The 17,522-nt window shown below is 38.8% G+C and carries 16 protein-coding genes and 1 pseudogene; 10 read left to right on the top strand and 7 right to left on the bottom strand.

From position 1 onward, the window contains the following. Window positions 1-12: 12 nt before the first annotated feature. The 5 genes from AC3WR0_RS20555 (at window position 13) to AC3WR0_RS20575 (ending at window position 3,674) form a co-directional block, all read left to right on the top strand. On the top strand, window positions 13-717 hold the full coding sequence (locus AC3WR0_RS20555) for a pirin family protein (protein ID WP_492554034.1): 705 nt from the start codon (window positions 13-15) through the stop codon (window positions 715-717). A 448-nt stretch (window positions 718-1,165) separates the two neighbouring features. Further along, a complete protein-coding gene (locus AC3WR0_RS20560; RefSeq protein ID WP_492554035.1) occupies window positions 1,166-1,420 on the top strand; it encodes a hypothetical protein in 255 nt (84 codons plus the stop codon). Continuing rightward, window positions 1,380-1,817 (top strand): hypothetical protein, encoded by a 438-nt coding sequence (locus AC3WR0_RS20565; RefSeq protein ID WP_492554036.1) that lies wholly within the window; start codon window positions 1,380-1,382, stop codon window positions 1,815-1,817. Before AC3WR0_RS20560 ends, AC3WR0_RS20565 begins: the two co-directional genes overlap by 41 nt. Window positions 1,818-2,200: 383 nt before the next feature. After that, the gene (locus tag AC3WR0_RS20570; RefSeq protein WP_492554037.1) at window positions 2,201-3,037 is read left to right on the top strand and encodes an alpha/beta hydrolase; all 837 of its coding nucleotides are present in this window, start codon (window positions 2,201-2,203) and stop codon (window positions 3,035-3,037) included. Between the two features lie 340 nt (window positions 3,038-3,377). Continuing rightward, complete coding sequence (locus tag AC3WR0_RS20575) at window positions 3,378-3,674, top strand: GNAT family N-acetyltransferase (RefSeq protein WP_492554068.1); 297 nt, start codon at window positions 3,378-3,380, stop codon at window positions 3,672-3,674. Between the two features lie 118 nt (window positions 3,675-3,792). Here the strand turns inward: AC3WR0_RS20575 and AC3WR0_RS20580 are convergent, their stop codons facing one another. The 3 genes from AC3WR0_RS20580 to AC3WR0_RS20590 all read right to left on the bottom strand — a co-directional run bounded on the left by AC3WR0_RS20580 (window position 3,793) and on the right by AC3WR0_RS20590 (window position 7,207). Next, window positions 3,793-4,467, bottom strand: a complete 675-nt coding sequence (locus AC3WR0_RS20580) for a GntR family transcriptional regulator (RefSeq protein WP_492554038.1) — start codon at window positions 4,465-4,467, stop codon at window positions 3,793-3,795. Between the two features lie 117 nt (window positions 4,468-4,584). Beyond that, window positions 4,585-5,961 carry an MFS transporter gene (locus AC3WR0_RS20585; protein ID WP_492554039.1) on the bottom strand — a complete coding sequence of 459 codons (1,377 nt, stop codon included), beginning with the start codon at window positions 5,959-5,961 and terminating at the stop codon, window positions 4,585-4,587. Window positions 5,962-6,007: 46 nt separating this feature from the next. Then, window positions 6,008-7,207, bottom strand: coding sequence for a CaiB/BaiF CoA transferase family protein (locus tag AC3WR0_RS20590; RefSeq protein WP_492554040.1), 1,200 nt, complete (start codon window positions 7,205-7,207; stop codon window positions 6,008-6,010). A gap of 120 nt (window positions 7,208-7,327) precedes the next feature. Here AC3WR0_RS20590 and AC3WR0_RS20595 point away from each other — a divergent pair, with 120 nt between their 5' ends. Together AC3WR0_RS20595 and AC3WR0_RS20600 are read left to right on the top strand one after the other, a co-directional pair. Then, window positions 7,328-8,266 (top strand): hydroxymethylglutaryl-CoA lyase, encoded by a 939-nt coding sequence (locus AC3WR0_RS20595; RefSeq protein WP_492554041.1) that lies wholly within the window; start codon window positions 7,328-7,330, stop codon window positions 8,264-8,266. 227 nt (window positions 8,267-8,493) lie between these two features. After that, window positions 8,494-9,039, top strand: a complete 546-nt coding sequence (locus AC3WR0_RS20600; protein WP_492554042.1) for a DoxX family membrane protein — start codon at window positions 8,494-8,496, stop codon at window positions 9,037-9,039. 53 nt (window positions 9,040-9,092) lie between these two features. Here AC3WR0_RS20600 and AC3WR0_RS20605 read toward each other — a convergent pair whose 3' ends face one another. The 4 genes and pseudogenes from AC3WR0_RS20605 to AC3WR0_RS20620 all read right to left on the bottom strand — a co-directional run. Further along, entirely contained in the window at window positions 9,093-10,895 is a 1,803-nt protein-coding gene (locus AC3WR0_RS20605) for a transglycosylase domain-containing protein (RefSeq protein ID WP_492554043.1), read from the bottom strand. Window positions 10,896-11,022: 127 nt separating this feature from the next. After that, window positions 11,023-11,841: a CotD family spore coat protein gene (locus AC3WR0_RS20610; RefSeq protein ID WP_492554044.1), complete on the bottom strand. Its 819-nt coding sequence runs from the start codon at window positions 11,839-11,841 to the stop codon at window positions 11,023-11,025. 511 nt (window positions 11,842-12,352) lie between these two features. After that, the gene (locus AC3WR0_RS20615) at window positions 12,353-12,790 is read right to left on the bottom strand and encodes a GNAT family N-acetyltransferase (RefSeq protein WP_492554045.1); all 438 of its coding nucleotides are present in this window, start codon (window positions 12,788-12,790) and stop codon (window positions 12,353-12,355) included. Window positions 12,791-12,895: 105 nt separating this feature from the next. After that, window positions 12,896-13,279, bottom strand: a pseudogene (locus tag AC3WR0_RS20620) (IS1595 family transposase); the annotation flags it as partial. 339 nt (window positions 13,280-13,618) lie between these two features. On the opposite strand from AC3WR0_RS20620, the gene AC3WR0_RS20625 reads away from it, so the two are divergent. From AC3WR0_RS20625 to AC3WR0_RS20635, 3 genes are all read left to right on the top strand, one after another. Further along, on the top strand, window positions 13,619-14,212 hold the full coding sequence (locus AC3WR0_RS20625) for a DedA family protein (RefSeq protein ID WP_492554046.1): 594 nt from the start codon (window positions 13,619-13,621) through the stop codon (window positions 14,210-14,212). 712 nt (window positions 14,213-14,924) lie between these two features. After that, window positions 14,925-15,437 (top strand): acyl-CoA thioesterase, encoded by a 513-nt coding sequence (locus AC3WR0_RS20630; protein WP_492554047.1) that lies wholly within the window; start codon window positions 14,925-14,927, stop codon window positions 15,435-15,437. Between the two features lie 395 nt (window positions 15,438-15,832). After that, the gene (locus AC3WR0_RS20635; protein ID WP_492554048.1) at window positions 15,833-17,392 is read left to right on the top strand and encodes a PucR family transcriptional regulator; all 1,560 of its coding nucleotides are present in this window, start codon (window positions 15,833-15,835) and stop codon (window positions 17,390-17,392) included. The last annotated feature ends 130 nt before the right edge of the window (window positions 17,393-17,522 follow it).

Raw genomic sequence — 17,522 nt, forward strand, 5'->3', positions numbered from 1 at the left:
AGAGGGAACGCTATGTTAAGAAGAATCGATAGTAATAAAATGGGTGCTAGTAATCATGGATGGTTAAGAAGTAAATTCCACTTTTCATTCGCAGATTACTATAATCCAAATAATATCCAGTTCGGTGTTTTACGAGTTATTAACGATGATTTAGTTGAGCCGAAAACAGGATTTGATACACATCCTCATAGAGATATGGAGATCATATCCTATGTAGTAAATGGTGAACTAACTCATGGTGATAGCATGGGGAATAAAAGCACAATAACACGCGGACAAATTCAATACATGAGTGCAGGAACGGGCGTTCTCCCTAGTGAGCATAATTTGGGAGAAGATATACTTAGGTTCTTGCAAATTTGGATTTTCCCTCAAAAAAATGGACTGAAGCCCAACTACGGAGATTTTGGATTCAATTGGGAAGATAGAAAAAATAATTGGTTGCATATGGTATCCGCACAAAACGGCAATGCTCCAATCAAAGTTTACCAAGATGTTAACATTTATTCTTTGGAATTAGATCAAGGAAAAGATATTAGCTTCCCTGTTAAAGAAGATAGGCAGGCTTATTTAGTCCAAATAGAAGGATCTTCTGTCATTAATGATATTAAGTTATCTGATAAGGATGGGCTGGAGATTGTTGAAGAAAATATTTCAATCAAAGCTCTACAAACATCACACTTCTTAATTTTAGAAATGAATAAACAATCTGAATAAAAAATTGAAAGTAACTAATAACAGGTTGTGTATAAATATGGGGTTTTTATCCGGTAATTTTATACTTCTAAAGGAAAAGAATTCAGACTTTGTGGGATTGTCATCTAAAGAAGCAGATGAAGCCCGAGCAATATGTTCTAATACTAATCCCGAGGCGGCTACGTTCCTATAAACACCGTTTCAAAGCGGAAAAACGTAAGGATATGTGAACAAAAGATAACACTTGTTTTTCCTGTTGGAATTATTTCCCTCCAACCAATTTACCGTCAAATCTATGAATCTTATTATGGGGTTGCTACATTTCCCATATATACATAACTTGGGGTTTATAGATAAAAGGAGGGCAAAAGGTCCATGAAAAAAAGGTTAAAACCAGTAAAGTTTGTTTTAGGTTTTGCATTAGCCGCATCTCTTTTCATCCCTGTATCTGTAGAGAGAAGGAATTTTAGTGAGACATAAGAGAAAGTTTGTTTTATCCGCTTCTATATTGTTGAGTCTTTCTATCTTTACAGCTGGATGTTCAAGCAAAAACCTAAGTGCAAGTGAGATTAAAAAGTTGCCAGTGGTTCAAATGGAAGGTTCTTTTGCTATCAATGTAGATAATCCGAAAGAAACCATTGGAGATGCAGATTATGTATTTCTTGGCCGTGTGGATCAACAATTTGATACAGAATATCGTTATCCTTACCGTAGAGACCTCTAAGGGAACAATAGAGGTCACTTCTCCATATACCAATTACAAAGTGACTGTACTAAAGAACATAAAAGGCACTTTAGAAACCGATGATTCTATTCCTGTTACCAAATCAGGAGGAGTTGATAAAGATAATGAATCTGTTGTACTTTATGAAGAGGACAGTCTACCAGAGTCCAATAAGGTATATGTATTTTTAGCTTATACACAAGAGAATGGTTCATTACTGATCTCCGGATCTAACTCTAACATCCTTGTAGGGAATTCAGATAAAACAGAAACAAGTACTAATCTTCCATCAGAATTGAAAGCTTCGAAAATAGTTGCTGGCTATGTGGATTCTGCCTCTCAACAAGTGGTGAAGGAAAGAAAACGGTTTGATTCTAAATTTGATAAAAGTAAATAAGATTCATAAATAACGAGTTTTATAAGCTGAAAACCCAAAAAGTAAATGAAATTTCTCTGAACCCGATATAGAACTATACTTTCAGAACCGCTATAAAGGTTCTGCATAATGCCAACACAAAGCAGTCAAAGATTGAGAAGAATTATTTCTCTTTCTTTGGCTGCTTTTTTTGTTGCTTAGGAAATCCAGGTAGGAAGGGGTGAGAAAGTTGAAAATTAAGTTTTCTCATCTTTTTTCTCACTCTGTTTAAAAATATTCTTTGAAGTGGAGATCCTCCATTTATAAAGGCGTTTACCGTTTGGTAAACAACTATGAAATTCTAAGAAAACATGAGTAAATCGGCGTTTTAGCCTCTTTTATTGAGGGAGGTTAGTTCAACAAGGATGCAAGGGATTAAATCACAATATGGTAAAATAAAATTAGAAGTGATGGTAAAAGGTGGAATAATCGTGTTGGAAATATTTCCTGTATTTATAACTCCATTTGAACAAGAAAGACTGATTAGAGTATATCTACCTAAAAATTACAACCGAGGAAATAAGAGGTACCCCGTGATATATATGCACGATGGACAAAATGTTTTTCGGGATAATGATGCAATTGGTGGAAAATCTTTAGAACTCGAAAATTACTTAGATGAAAATGGATTGGAAGTTATTGTTGTCGGTATAGACCAAAATAGTGAAGACCGAAAAAATGAATATTGTCCTTGGGTAAGTGGAGAATACAGCAAGAAAATATTAGGTTATTCTAGTTCAGAAGGTGGAAAAGGGACAGAGTACATAGACTTTATCGTAAATGAACTAAAGCCATTCATAGATAATAAATACCTTACAATAAAAAACCGTACTGCGATGGCGGGAATTTCACTAGGAGGACTAATTTCCACTTTTGCTGCGTGTCGATATCCTCACATTTTCACCAGAGTAGCTGCTGTTTCTTCTGCTTTTTACCGTAACCAGGAGGAGCTAGAAAAGTTATTAAAAAGTTCCGACTTATCATCGATTGAAGATTTTTACTTAGACTGTGGAACTAAAGAAGCTTCAGGTGAATCTTTAATTAGTAAGGAATTTTTAGCTTCAAATAATTCCATTTATGAAATTTTAAGAGAGAAAATTTCAAATGTAAAGTTTGAAATTATTAAGGATGCGGAACATAATTATATTTTCTTTAGAGAAAGATTCCCTAAAATATTATCTTTTTTAGTGTCAGTAAAATAACGTTTACCGGAATGAAAACTACTATGAAAATCTAAGAAAACAGGAGAAAACGTGAAATTTTCCTTTCTTTATTGAGGGAGTTTATAAGAAAGAAGTTTATATTGTTAGTTATCCTACCAATGAAAATCCCACCATTGGTTATTATGTTATCTATATGGATGTCAACACAAAGAGATATTTAGGGATAGGGATAAGGGACTAAATACAATGTTGTTGTTCAATTAATGGGTGGGTTGTTCTAGGAAGGATAACCGCCTTTTTTTTAAACCAACGGGGCAATAATGAAGTAGCGGGGTCAACAAGATACGGAAATATTTAATTTAATAACAAACGGTTAGAAATTGGATGGACTTGGTACGGTAAATCTTTTAGGGGAACAGGATTAAATAAAGCCTGTAAATTTGAGTTATTAAAATTTGCCTTTGAAGAAATGGAATTTAGAAGGGTTCAGTTTAGTGCCGATATAAGAAATACTCGTTCTCAACAAGCAATTAGAAAGTTGGGTGTAAAAAAAGAAGGAGTTTTTAGAGCTAATTATATAGATACATCTGGGGTCAGTAGAGACGATGTATATTTTAGTATAATCCATTCAGAGTGGAATAAGATTAAGAACAACGTATTTAAGGAATTTTTATAATTATTAAACGGGTAGCGTTCATTGATTAAAATTAAGGAAACCCTAATAAATAGGGTTTCCTTAATTTTTTACGTAATTATCAACATTAAAATTTAACAGAGCCTATTTAAAAAAGGGCTTAGCGTGGGAAATCAGCATTTTGTTGGCGGTAAGACAAAAAAGTAAAAGCATAGTCACGTCCGGCCAGAATGTGCTCCTTCATGGCAATTTCTGCACGTAAGGGATCTCTATTGATGATGGCTGTTCCAATGGTCATATGTGCGGATAGAGAATTCCCTACTTGTTCATAGGAATATTTATCATAAGTCTTATAGACAAGAGGAATCACCATGATTCGTTCGAGCATAACATGGAGTTGAGGATTTCCGGTGGCCATCCAAATTAGACGATGAAACTTCTCATTGATCGCGACAAATCTATCGACATGTCCTTCCAATATACCTTGGGATTTAACCATCCCATAAAAGGTTTCGAACTCTTCATTCAATGAGGCAATTTCCTCACAATGATGCTCCTTGCGATTTTGGGCTGCCTGCTCAGCAGCATATCCCTCCAGCAATAACCTGAGGTTAAAAATGTGATTTAGTTCTTCCTTTGTATACTTTTTAACGACAGCCCCTTTGTTAGGCGCGAACTGAATGAGTCCCTCGATTTCCAATCGACGGAGAGCCTCACGTACAGGGGTTCGGCTCATCCCTAGTTGTTCTGCCAATTGGGTTTCTAGTAATCGTTGACCTGGTTGCAAGTTGCCGCGGATGATCCAGGTGCGGATAGTTTCATACGAATCAGCCATTTTGATCGACTCCGTTTTCTTATTCAAAAAGGTAATAAGATAAATATAACATAATTGGGAATTAAAAAGGGGAATACCCCGATGCTAAGCAAAGGGAGGTATTCCCAAGTTCCTAGTTTACATGGAATGTGAAGCGCTTTCACTAACGAGAATCTCTTGTTTTTCAATATCTTCAAGGCTCAGCTTTTTCGTCTCACTGCCAAGCACCAAAATGGTGATCGCCATGACTATATATAAAGCAAAGGAAAACCAGAAAACCGCATGTTGACCACCATAGGTAAACAGGTAGGCAATGAGATAAGGAGAAAGAATCGTTCCACCCCGACTAAAGGCATTGGCTACAGAAGAACCAGTCATCCGTATCGAAGTAGGGAATAATTCAGGGATGTAGCTTGCCAAAACAATGGCGATCAGAATATTGCCACCCATGACAAAGATGAACCCAAGACTCATAATTGCGGCAGGGCTGCTAGCCGAGCCATAAAATAGGCCAATAATTCCAAGGAAAACAGACATAAATGCTAACGTATATTTGCGTCCCAGGCGGTCGGCAAGCACGGCGGCCAGGGCATTCCCAGGAATCGCTCCAAGCATAATGACCAATGAAAACGTAAAGGTTTTGACATCGGAGAAACCTTGTTTAATGAAAAACGTAGGAATCCATGCGGTAAAGGTATACCACGTCGTCATCATAATCGTAGAGATAATAATTGACATAATAGTGATTTTGCGGATGCCGGGACTCCATATCGATAGGGTTTGTTTGGCATTCGCCGCTTTGAGCGCAGGTTGCCGGACTGAGTCAACGGGAGCCAGATTAGGAACTAATTGCTCAAATTGAACAAGAACCTTTTCCGCTTCCTCGTATTTGCCCTTTTGCTCCAACCAACGCGGGGATTCTGGCAAATATCGGACTTGCAGAGCCCATATAATAATCGGGGGAATTCCAGCAATCCAAAACATGATCCGCCAGCCATATTCAGGGATTAAATATAAGGCCACCAACGCGGCTGCCGGCTGGGAAAGGTTGATCAAAAAAGATAGGGCACTCGTCCAGAAGCCTCTCGTTCGCCTCGGAGCGAACTCCACCCACATTCCATAACCCACGACAATGACAGATCCTAAACCTAAACCCGCAATGACACGAAAAGCAATCAACCATCCAAAGGAAGGGGAAACCGCACATAATATGGTTGCGATTCCATACACCAAGAGCGAGTATTTTAATGTAAACTTTCGTCCATAACGATCACCGACTACTGCAGCAATAAGTGTCCCAATCAATAAACCGAAGAACGTGCTTGAAATAAAGGATGCATTCGCTGCAACTGAAGAGAATTTTAAAGCCACCATTGATGCAAGTACAGACCCTGCGATATAAAGATCAAATCCGTCAAAGAATCCCCCGCCCGCTAAAAGATATAAAATGGAACGATGCCGTTTGGTCATTGGTAAGCGGTCTAACCGGGGTCCTGCAAGCACTTCTTTTCCCATTGTAACTACCTCCCTTATAATTTTTCCATCCACGGTAAAATAAGAGTTAGATCACCTCCTCAGATTGCAGTACAAGAAACTCAGACTCTTCCATGCCGAGCCAATCGCAGTATATTTCCCGGTTGTGTTCCCCAATCGTCGTAGGCCCCGCGTGGTGGATTTGACCTGGGGTGCGGCTTAACTTAGGTACTATCCCTGGCATGGGGAATGAACCCAATTCGGGATGTTCAAACGGAACGATCATTTCCCTGGCGATAAATTGAGGATCGCTCACCATGTCTTTGGCATTATAAATCCGGCCCACAGGAACACCGTTTGCCGATAAAAGCTCTAACAGTTCATGACATGGTTTGGATTGGGTCCAGGCTTCAATCAGTTCATCTAATTCTTTTTGGTTTTTCCCTCTTGCTTCATGGGTTGCATATCGTTCATGACTAGCAAGATTGGGTTGGCCCATAACGGCGGCTAGTCGCTTAAACACGGTATCCGCATTTCCGCCGATCGCAATCCAGGAATCATCACCGGTTTTATAAATATTCGAAGGAGCAACACCTGGAAGAATGTTTCCAGACCGTTCGCGGAGCTTATCCAGCAGCACATATTCAGGAATAGTCGACTCCATGACACCGAAAACAGCCTCGTATAACGCCGTATCCACCACTTGTCCCATTCCAGAGCGGCTCCGCTCATGGATCGCAGTTAAACATCCGATCATGGCATACATCGCAGCAAGTGAGTCGCCAATGCTGATGCCAACACGAACGGGCGGCCGGTCGGGTTCACCAGTAACATAACGCAGTCCTCCCATGGACTCGCCAATCGACCCAAATCCTGCACGATCTTTATAAGGTCCTGTTTGGCCAAATCCAGATGTACGAACTAAAATTAATCGAGGGTTGATCTCGGACATGACCTCATACCCTAAATTCCATTTCTCCAATGTCCCTGGGCGGAAATTCTCAATGACAACATCTACATGAGGCAGAATTTTTTTAAGCAGCTCTTGCCCTTTCTTCGTTCTAAGGTTTAGACTAATGCACTTTTTATTTCGCGCTTGAATCGCCCAGAATAGGCCGTTGTCATCAATCGTATCTCCCCACTTCCGCAAAGGATCCGGGCGGTCAGGCGGCTCCACCTTGATTACTTCAGCACCAAAATCGGCAAATAAACGTCCCGTGAATGGTCCCGCAATAAAGGAGCCAAGCTCCAAGACACGAAGATCGGATAAGGGGAAATCAGCTGGCATTTTTCAACATCTCCTTTATATTGTATACAAAAATTAAAAAACTTGGTCTTTTTACAGTTTTAATTATATAATTTAGATAAATTGTATGCAATACAAAATATTCAGAAAGTTGGTGCTATTTTGATTGAAATCTGCGAAGTCGGACCACGAGATGGCCTGCAGACAGAAGCTACCTATTTATCCGTTCAACAGCGAGTCGACATGATTACGAAGTTATCGAAATTGGGTTTTTCAAAAATTGAATGTGTTTCCTTTGTACGGGATGACCTCGTTCCCCAAATGGCCCATGCCGAAAAGGTTATTGAGGCTTTGCCTAAAGAAAACGGAGTGAGATATGCGGGTTTGGTATTAAGCGCAGGGGGAGTGCAAAGAGCGCTCCGTTTGGGAAATTTGACAGATATTCATTTTGCCATTGCCGCCTCTGATACCTTCAACAAAAGAAATGCGGGACGACCCACTTGGGATACTCTTGAACGATTGTCCACGCCTATCAAAGAAGCGGTGCAGACGGGAAAACAAGTAACAGGAATTATCGCTACTGCCTTCGGGTGTCCGTTTGAGGGAATCATCCAGCAAGACCGGGTGTTGAAAATGATAGAATCCTATATAAAGTTAGGAAATTGTCAAATTTGCCTCGCAGATACGACAGGGTTGGCCAACCCGAAACAAGTTCAGCACATGATTCAAGAGGTTGATTTCCACTTTCCGGGCGTGCCCATCTCCCTGCACTTCCATAACACCCGAGGATTGGGGCTTGCCAACGTCTTGGCCGCCATTCAATTGGGAGTTACACGGTTCGATAGCTCCATCGGAGGGCTCGGCGGCTGTCCTTATGCTCCTTTAGCCGTTGGAAATGTCTGCACGGAGGATTTAGTGAATATGGCTGAGTCCATGGGAATTGCCACAGGGATCGACCTGGATGGTATAATCGAGACCGCCGAATGGACCGAACAGCAAGTTAAGCGCAAACTCGATGGACTTGTCATGAAAGCGGGACCCATACGATTCCCATCTGTATCTTATGAAAAATCCAGCTTAAATGAAAATAGTAAGATGTAGCAGGTGAAAATAGGTAATGGCTGAGAAAACATTAAGGGAACGAATGTTAAGAATACTGAAACCACCATATCATCTGCTTTTCTATGTAACAATCTGATTAAATTGTTTAGTTTGGTTTAAATCCTTTTTAAGAGTATGTTAAATATTGATCAATCTCTCCTTGAGGCAAAGTAAATTTGTTAAGGTAAGTTTGTACATAAAAACAAATTTCTTAAGGAGTGTTGTAAATGGTTGTAAATTGGTTAAGACAAAACAGGATAGCTTCGGGTATTTTAGCAGTTATTCGTTTATATTTGGGTTACACATGGCTTATTGCAGGTATACATAAATTAATAAGTGGTGGCTTCGATTCTTCTGAATTCATAATGAATGCCATTGCTCACCCGGTAAAAGGAACCGACGGATCGGTGGTCTTTGGTCCGTATGTCAGCTTTTTAAAACATGTAGCTCTGCCTAATGTTGACATCTTTAATAAGTTGATTCCTACCGGTGAGCTTTTAGTAGGCTTAGGATTAATCTTAGGTTGTCTAACAACTGCAGCAATGTTCTTTGGCCTTTTGATGAACTTTTCTTATCTGATGGCTGGAACGATTTCTTCTAACCCAATAGATATTTTATTAGGAGTTATCATCCTTTTTGCAGGCTTTAATGCTGGAAAATATGGGCTTGATCGCTGGGTGATTCCATTTATGCGAGATTTGTTACCAGAAGATAATCAAAAATTGGAGCTTATCCAGTTAGAACACGATCAGCCAGTAAAACCAAATTTATAGAAAAAAGAAGGAACTTCCGCAAATGGAAGTTCCTTTTTTAATAGGGAGTGGGTTTAATAATTTATCATCAAATCTTTAAACAATTCTGCGGGTATTTTTCCGCCTCCGCCGGTGATATAGTGGTTTCTATCTGTCCGGTCAAATCCAATATGGATAGAGGTGACGGCTTCATCTGTATACCCAGTAAACCAGGCATCCTTGTTTCCATCAAGACCTTTAATATTTAACTGAGTTGTCCCCGTCTTGCCGGAAACAGGTCGTCCAATATTGGCAGATCGGCCGGTTCCATAAGGCTTAAAAATAACATCCTTCAGCATTTTAGTTATGTCATCTGCCGTTTCAGGAGTCATAATAACCTTGGATTGGGGGGGTACTGTATAAATGGTTTTCCCGTTCTTGTCCTTTATTCCCCTAACAGAATAAGCTTCATTCATAACCCCTTGATTCGCAAATGCTCCGTATGCCTGGGCCATTTTAAGTGTTGAAACCCCTCTGGTCAAACCGCCAAGTGCAAGTGATAGATTCCTATCATTTGGATCTAATGGTATTCCTGCATTTTGTACAAAAAGATAACCTTTATCTACACCAATTTGCTGCAAAAGGGAAACGGCTGGTATATTCAGCGACCTGGCAAGTGCCTCATCGAGGGTGACGTATCCATGATAGCGCCCGCCAGCATTGTGCGGCGAGTAATTGCCAAAGCTCATTGGTTCGTCCTTAATCATGGATTCTGGTTTCCAGAGCTTTGTTTCCAAAGCAGGCGCATATACAGCAAGTGGTTTTAATACAGACCCCGGTTGATAGGGGGCAGTACTATGATTAAAATCCCGGTAGTTGTAATTTCTTCCGCCATATAAAGCCAGGATTCCTCCGGTTTTTGGATCAATGGACGTCATTCCAACTTCCACGACTTGATCCGGTTCATCCTCTGAAAAAGAATAATTGGATACAGCCTGGTTCATTGACTTTTGCAGGGAAATATCAAAGTTCGTATAGATTTGGTAACCTCCGTGAGAAAGCTGTTCAAGAGGGATGTTGAGATCCTTAGCGGCTTCCTTAGCAGCATAATCGATATATGCCTGATAAGGACTATATCGACTGACTGTTTTTTTCGCTAAAGTGATTTCTTCGTCATTCGCTTCTTTTTCCTGTTTGGGAGTAATAAGGTTATTTTTTCTCATGATAGAAAGGACAACAGCCCTGCGTTTTTTGGCTAAATCCAAATGATTGCGAGGGGAGTAACTGCTCGGCGCCTTTGGCAAACCGGCCAAAAGAGCGGATTCAGCAATAGTAAGATCCTTTGCGTCCTTTCCAAAGTACTCATGGGCGGCAGCCTGTACACCATAAGCCCCGCTTCCCAGATAAATATAATTCAAATACATTTCCAGGATTTGATCCTTCGTATACTTTTTTTCAATCTCAGCCGCGATAATAATTTCTTTTGATTTTCTTTCATATGTTTTTTCATTGGATAAAAAAACATTCCGTGCAAGCTGCTGAGTAATGGTGCTGGCGCCTTCTTTTTTGCTGCCTGTCATTACATCATTATAAAGCGCTCTGAAAATGCCTTTTGGATCTACACTGCCATGCTGATAAAACCGCTTGTCCTCAGTCATGACAAATGCCATCTTTAGGTATTCAGGCAAGTCTTTCAAATGAAACATTTCTCTATTTTGAGAGGAAGAAAGACTTTGAATTTCTTGATTGTTTTTATCGTAAATGCTGGTGTTGTTTTCAAACATCATCTTGGAGTCATCGATTTTGACGGTGTTAACTAGACTACCCGAAGAGCAGCCCGATAAAAATATAGATAAAAATAAAACTGGAAGTAATAACTTGATGGATGTATGCTTCATATTTTTCCTCTTTGCTAAAATGTAATCTAAAATACAATAATAGTAAAAAACAGGCCTTGTGACCATCTGTCATTCAGCCTGTTTTTAATTATAATTCTAAATGTCAAAACCTTGTGGCTCTGGAAAATTAAAAACCAAACGGTCTATATGGCGGTCCAAACGCTCCACCTGGTCCAACGGGTCCACCCGGTCCAAACGCTCCACCTGGTCCAAACGCTCCACCTGGTCCAACGGGTCCGCCCGGTCCAAACGCTCCACCAGGTCCAACGGGTCCGCCCGGTCCAAACGCTCCACCTGGTCCAACAGGTCCAACAGGTCCAACCGGTCCAAATGCTCCACCTGGTCCACCTGGTCCAAACGCTACACCAGGTCCAACCGGTCCAAACCCTCCGCCTGGTCCAACAGGTCCAAACGCTCCCCCCGGTCCGACCGGTCCAAATGCTCCACCCGGTCCAACGGGTCCAAACCCTCCGCCCGGTCCAACCGGTCCTGGCATGCAACAAGGGTTATATGGCACGCCACACATTACATGTTGTTCACAGCATTCATTTACACAGGATTCTGTGTGAGGGAAAAAGTGTTGATGAGTAATCGTTTCTTTATTTACTGTCGTTGTATGAGTGGGATTTACATGTGATACTACCCTGTTAAACAAATTTGTTTTTACAAATTCCTGCGTTGGTGCAACAAGAGGTGGATCAAATTCAGCAGGAAAAGCAGTTGGCGGACAATATTCCGGGCACCCTACTGCTACTGGTTCACAGGTTGGAGCTGGGATTGGTTGAATTGGCATTGGCATTGGAGCGGCCATTGGCGGTACTGGCATTTGTGTTATTGGCATTGGGGGTACAGGCATTGGCTGTGCCGGCACAGGATATACCGGGGCGACCGGTTTTTCCTTTATAAGGGCAGTGGGCTTAACATATCCACTATCTCTAAATATCATCTAAATTACCTCCATTAATATATTTATTCACCATTAGTCTATGTAACTAATGTGTGGGAGGACTGGTCAAATACCCATTTTTAAAAGAGATATTAGGCAACTTTCTCGGTTTTCATCTCCTGCATTAATATACAAAAAGTGCCAGGACCTTTTGGCGGAAGGTTCCTGGCACTTTTATTAAAAGGGGGTTTGAAAAAGCAATTGCTTTGTCCTAGCAACAAAATTAATCTTAAATCATGCATATTAACAAACTATGAACAAATCATTACATTCGTATTAATTTTACAATCAGACTCGTCCTTGAGGCAGCTTCTAGAAGATAAAACGCAAGGTCACCATCAAAGAAGTGTCCTTGAAACAGCCTCTTTAAAAATTTCACATGGTCGAACCTTTTAGATTTCGCTGTTAATGTTTTTTATAGATATTCAATAAAATGTTGTGAAAAACCATTTTTTGGTTCCTCAATTCTCAATAAACCAGCCTATTTAATATTTAATAAAGATAGTTGTTTTTAAATGGGCAAACTCATTGTAATGGTTCTCTTTTTAAAACCCAATTTTTCATACAGTGTAATGGCTTGATTTCCTGCAAACACGCTTAAACGAACCTCTGATAATGCTTCTTGTTTAAGATGTTCAATACCAGTCTCCATCAATTTTTTTGATATTCCATTCCCTCTAAATTCTTCTAACACAAACAATTCATAAATAAATCCATATACCTTTTCAGTAAATTGGTCTTTACTTGTGCCTATAAGAATCCAACCCATTAGATTATCGTCTTCAGTTGCTATTAAATAATAGCTTCCTTTCTGCAATAAAGGTTCAATAATTTGTTTAACTTTTTCATCTGATGGTTTTGCCTCGCCTAATGTACCATCGAATAATGCTTTTGGTGAAAGTGATAAAATCAGTTTATATTCAGAATCGTTTGGTTTTCTTATTTCCATAAAATGAATTCACCTCTCCCAAGAATTTTGAAGCCGATGGCTTGTGTTAAGTACTAAACTTAGATTGACGTAAACTATCATAAGTTTCGGTCATTTCAAATACAAATGATGCTCTAATCCTTTTCTTTGCATAGGTTTTATATGCTCTCCAAGCATCGGTAACAAGCCCAATATTAGACGAGAGTTTAGAACCAAGGATTTTTTCAACTGTGGTTTTCACAATACGCCCCATTCAAGATACTTTAGAAACGGTTGCTTTTGTACGGTCTCTTGCAACAAGAACACATACTTGTTCGTGGCTGATTCCTTTATGTATAGACTTACCGCCCCTTTTACGAGGTTTACGTTCCGTAGTGTCTCGTTGCCCTTTTGGAGAGTACAAGAATAAGTAACGGCAATTTCAACGATACCTTCGAAATAGTCAAAATCCATTAGTTTTAAGGCGGATAGTAGTTTATGTCGCCAATAAAAGAGCGTAACCAAAACTATAATAGGTTACTGAACGCTTTGTCTATTCATCAACACTATAGAACGTTTGTTCTAGCTATAATTATACCAAGAACTTGATTGGGTTTCAAATATCAACAATATTCTTTAACAGAGCCTTTGAGTTAAAAAAACTGCAGGGACAAACATCCAACAAACGAGAAAATTTAATAAATATTTAAGGATTCGTTTAGAGAATTTTTAGTAATAATAGGTATCCTTTAAAATGGGGGATTATTTAATCATGAATATGTTTGTTATAAATTTGATGACTTTAGGATTTTTTAAAATAAATAGTTTGTATTTGGGCAGACTTAATTATTATTTATTGGTGGGATGCTAGTGGAGCAGCACGTGGATTTTCTTATTGGGCATTTTGGTTATTTTGGAATTATTATCGTTTTAATAGGAGGAATAATAGGCCTTCCGATACCTGATGAGGTCCTCCTCACTTATGTGGGATTTAATGTCTTTCAGGGAAAATTAACATATTCAATTTCCTTAGTAAGTGCCTTTTTTGGAGCAGCAGCAGGAATTTCTCTTAGCTACTTTATTGGCTATAAATTTGGACTGCCTTTATTAAAGAGGTTTGGACCGAAATTCCACATCACTGAACAAAAAATCAATTTAACAAGTAACTTATTCCAAAAAGTAGGTCCAGTTCTTTTGATCATTGGCTATTTTATTCCGGGAGTTCGCCATCTAGCGGCTTATATGGCAGCAATTAATAAATATTCTTTTAAAAAATTTATCATCTATGCCTATACTGGAGCATTGATATGGACTTTCACCTTTATTACCTTAGGAAGAAAATTAGGACAAGATTGGCATCAGGTAGCGGCGTATGTATCACATTACAGCGTTTATTTAATATTGTTTTTATTATTTAGTTTAGCCATCTTTTATTATTTTTGGAAGAAAAGAGGGAGGAAATGAGCTTGAGAAATGAATGGTCTTAATAAATAATATTTCATTCTTTCAATCATTAAATCCCTTAAGAGTAAAAGATGAATGCTCGAGTGTCCGGGGACACCTGAGATAAAAAATGAAAATTTTATAAGCACTAGAAGGGAAGAATCAGGGAGCTACTTCGTGGTGAGATTTTATGTATTTTAGACTCCATTATTAAACTGCCATGACAGTATAAAAACTTAATGTAATAGGTACAATATTTATGATACCTATGGAGTAAAAGATAATTTCATACTTAATAAACAAATGTTTTTGATTTCCACGATTTTCGTCTTTTCCCCCACGGTCGTAAGAGCTGATATTGTTCCTTGTAAGTACAAATTAGGGACGCTGGAGCAACGGAATCTGAGAACATTCCCGTAGGGTATTAGAAATTAAGATTCTTGAAAGAGCCTAACTTTTCCAGATTTTTTTAGAAAATTCATTAAGAATGGAGAGGATAATTTGCAAAAAAAAAAGAGGGTTTCCAATAAGTTTGAATCGCAGATGGATGACGATCGACTAATAATGATAGCTAAAAAAACATACGAACATATACAGAATATTAAACAAAAATAAAGATCCTTGAATGATTCTTTAATACCTATACTCTGGATTTGTAATGGAACAGTTTTGGTCAAGCTTCATACATTGCCTACATAATAAAAGATCGATATAGCAGAAAGGTGGAGTCCATATGAGAGAAGAAAAAAAATGCCGAGATTCTTTTGTAGTGAAAACTGGCATCGTATTACCTCCAGATACTAATAATCATGGAACCTTGTTTGGAGGCAAGCTAATGGCTTATATAGATGATATTGCCTCCATCGCAGCAATGCGTCATTCCCGAAGAAACATCGTAACGGCCTCGACTGATTCTGTTGATTTTCTCCACCCCATTTATGAGAGCTATGCTGTTTGCCTAGAGGCATTTGTAACTTACACAGGGCGTACCTCAATGGAAGTATTCGTGAAAGTCATCGCAGAGAATTTATTAACTGGAGAACGGAATGTATGTGCACTTTCTTTTTTAACCATGGTGGCTATAGATGAAAATGGGCATCCCACACCGGTACCCCAAGTAGTTCCGGAAACGGATATGGAAAAAGGATTGTTTGATTCAGCTCCAGATAGAGCTGAAAGCCGAAAAAGAAGGAGAAAAGAAAGTAGTAACCTGGCACAGGACTTTGGTACGGGTTTACCTTGGTAAGGAAGGATGCTTACACAAAAGCATCCTTCTATTTGTTTTGTTAAATGTAATTGTACATACAACCTCTCCGCGATCGTGAACACAATTAGGTGTTTTAAATCATACAACTTCTTATCATTTTCCCCAAAGGCAAAGCCACCCAGATTTCATACCTTTTACCTTTAAATTTACCCTCAATATCGCGGGCGATTTTCACTTCTCTGACTGATTCTATGATCATTATTCCCTCGTAAAAAATATTTTCGAATGTTTTGATGGCATCCGGGGGAGTTCCCAGTATTTTAATATTTTATTTAGCAGGAATGACTTATTAATTTATCGTATATTACCTTAAGTAGTTTTAAAATAATTCTTGTCATTGTTTTAATAGAATGTTTTTAAAAGGTGGTGCAGCAATGAGCCCCGACGTAAAGCTGACAGTCGAAGAAATACTCCAAAATAGAAACTTTATCGATGCGGAAGTGATCGCAGGAAAAGAAGGACTTCACCGAACGGTTAAATGGGTTCATATTATGGAAGTAACAGGAATTGAGGAACTCTTAAACGGGAGTGAACTAATCCTCTCCACAGGAGTTGGCTGGAAGGAAAACAAAGAACTGTTTCTTTCCTTTTTCCAACAGTTGATTGTGTCAGGCGCAGCTGGAATTTGCATAGAATTAGGAACCTATATCTCCTCCATACCGGAAGAAATCATAAACATGGCTAATCTACACCAATTCCCTTTAATTGTCTTTTATCGGAAAGTTCGATTTGTTGATATTACCCAGGATTTACATACGCTTTTAATTAAAAAACACTATAAAATGATATCCGATTTAGAGGAATATTCTAATCAATTAAATCAGCTCCTGCTAACTTCTAATCCACAGAATAAAATCCTAAAGTTCCTGTATGACCATTTGAAAATGTCCGTCATTTTTATACCGAAGCAAGGGGAAATCAATTTCTTATCAAAGCAAACCATGAAAGAACACAATCAAATTCTTTCCCTGCTAAAAGAAAAGAATATAAATGACCACAAAAATATTGCGCAACGACCCATTCAGGCCTTAAATCAAAAATGGGCGGATCTTTTTATTTTCTCAGGAGCTGATTCTGTCTCTGAGTATGAAAAACTATTATTAGACCGTACTGCTACTGCTTTGGCGCAAAATACTTTACGAGAATTATATTTTGAGGAACAAAGAAAAACCATTGAAGCAGAATGGATTCAAAAATGGCTGGATGGAATACATAATGAAAACCAAATACATCAGTATCTTACGGATTATGAGCCTGATATGAATGCAAATGGCTGTGCAGTTTTGCTTTTAAAAATGAATCAGCCTCATGATAACCAAAGTGATAGAACTCATCTGAAAATCCTTTTCCGTTCTGTTTTCGAGTCTCTAGGCTTCTCGCTCTTTACAAAAATAGGGAAAAACCATCTTATTTTTATATTGGTCAACAAGCGAAATGATAAGGATGTTAAAGTTAGAATCAGTTCAGGTATCACCCAAATTCAAAAAGCAACGGAAGCATTGTCACAGTTAGCGGTTGGCAGGTTCGTCCACAAGCTAAGCGAAGCGAATAACAGCTATCATACAGCAGAAGAGACATTATACATTCAAGAGAGATCTCCGAATGACAGTCCTTTTTACGAGGATTTATACATTTATCGGCTTTTTTCTATGTTTCGGGAGCAAAGGGATCTAGAAATTTTTATCCAGGATTATATAGGTTCTGTCATTGAATATGACAAAGAGAATAATGGAAAATTACTCGACACATTGAAAGTTTATTTTAAATGTAATGGGTCGAAGAAAGAAACGGCTTCAAATCTTTTTATTGTTCGTCAAACACTTTATCAGCGCCTGCACAAATTAACGGAGTTACTGGGCGAAGACTTTTTGGAATCCCATAAGCGGCAGGCAATTGAATTTGCTATCACTGCTTTTGATTATTTAGCACCTTAATAAGAGTTAGAAAAAGAGCGAGGCTGCCAAATGGTTTCGCTTTTTAGTGTTTAAGGGAAGGTGTAGTCTAAGTGTTTAGAAAATTATAAAAACAATTGACACTTTGTCTACTGAAAGCGCTTTATGGTAT

The organism is Neobacillus sp. FW104-15D2, from assembly GCF_058790155.1.

Bases quoted from the DNA above. Each gene is read 5' to 3' on its own strand.
- AC3WR0_RS20580 (WP_492554038.1), bottom strand. From the start codon at position 4,467: ATGGCTGATTCGTATGAAACTATCCGCACCTGGATCATCCGCGGCAAC.
- AC3WR0_RS20615 (WP_492554045.1), bottom strand. From the start codon at position 12,790: ATGGAAATAAGAAAACCAAACGATTCTGAATATAAACTGATTTTATCA.
- AC3WR0_RS20585 (WP_492554039.1), bottom strand. From the start codon at position 5,961: ATGGGAAAAGAAGTGCTTGCAGGACCCCGGTTAGACCGCTTACCAATG.
- AC3WR0_RS20630 (WP_492554047.1), top strand. From the start codon at position 14,925: ATGAGAGAAGAAAAAAAATGCCGAGATTCTTTTGTAGTGAAAACTGGC.
- AC3WR0_RS20600 (WP_492554042.1), top strand. From the start codon at position 8,494: ATGGTTGTAAATTGGTTAAGACAAAACAGGATAGCTTCGGGTATTTTA.
- AC3WR0_RS20570 (WP_492554037.1), top strand. From the start codon at position 2,201: ATGCAAGGGATTAAATCACAATATGGTAAAATAAAATTAGAAGTGATG.
- AC3WR0_RS20555 (WP_492554034.1), top strand. From the start codon at position 13: ATGTTAAGAAGAATCGATAGTAATAAAATGGGTGCTAGTAATCATGGA.
- AC3WR0_RS20590 (WP_492554040.1), bottom strand. From the start codon at position 7,207: ATGCCAGCTGATTTCCCCTTATCCGATCTTCGTGTCTTGGAGCTTGGC.
- AC3WR0_RS20610 (WP_492554044.1), bottom strand. From the start codon at position 11,841: ATGATATTTAGAGATAGTGGATATGTTAAGCCCACTGCCCTTATAAAG.
- AC3WR0_RS20605 (WP_492554043.1), bottom strand. From the start codon at position 10,895: ATGAAGCATACATCCATCAAGTTATTACTTCCAGTTTTATTTTTATCT.
- AC3WR0_RS20635 (WP_492554048.1), top strand. From the start codon at position 15,833: ATGAGCCCCGACGTAAAGCTGACAGTCGAAGAAATACTCCAAAATAGA.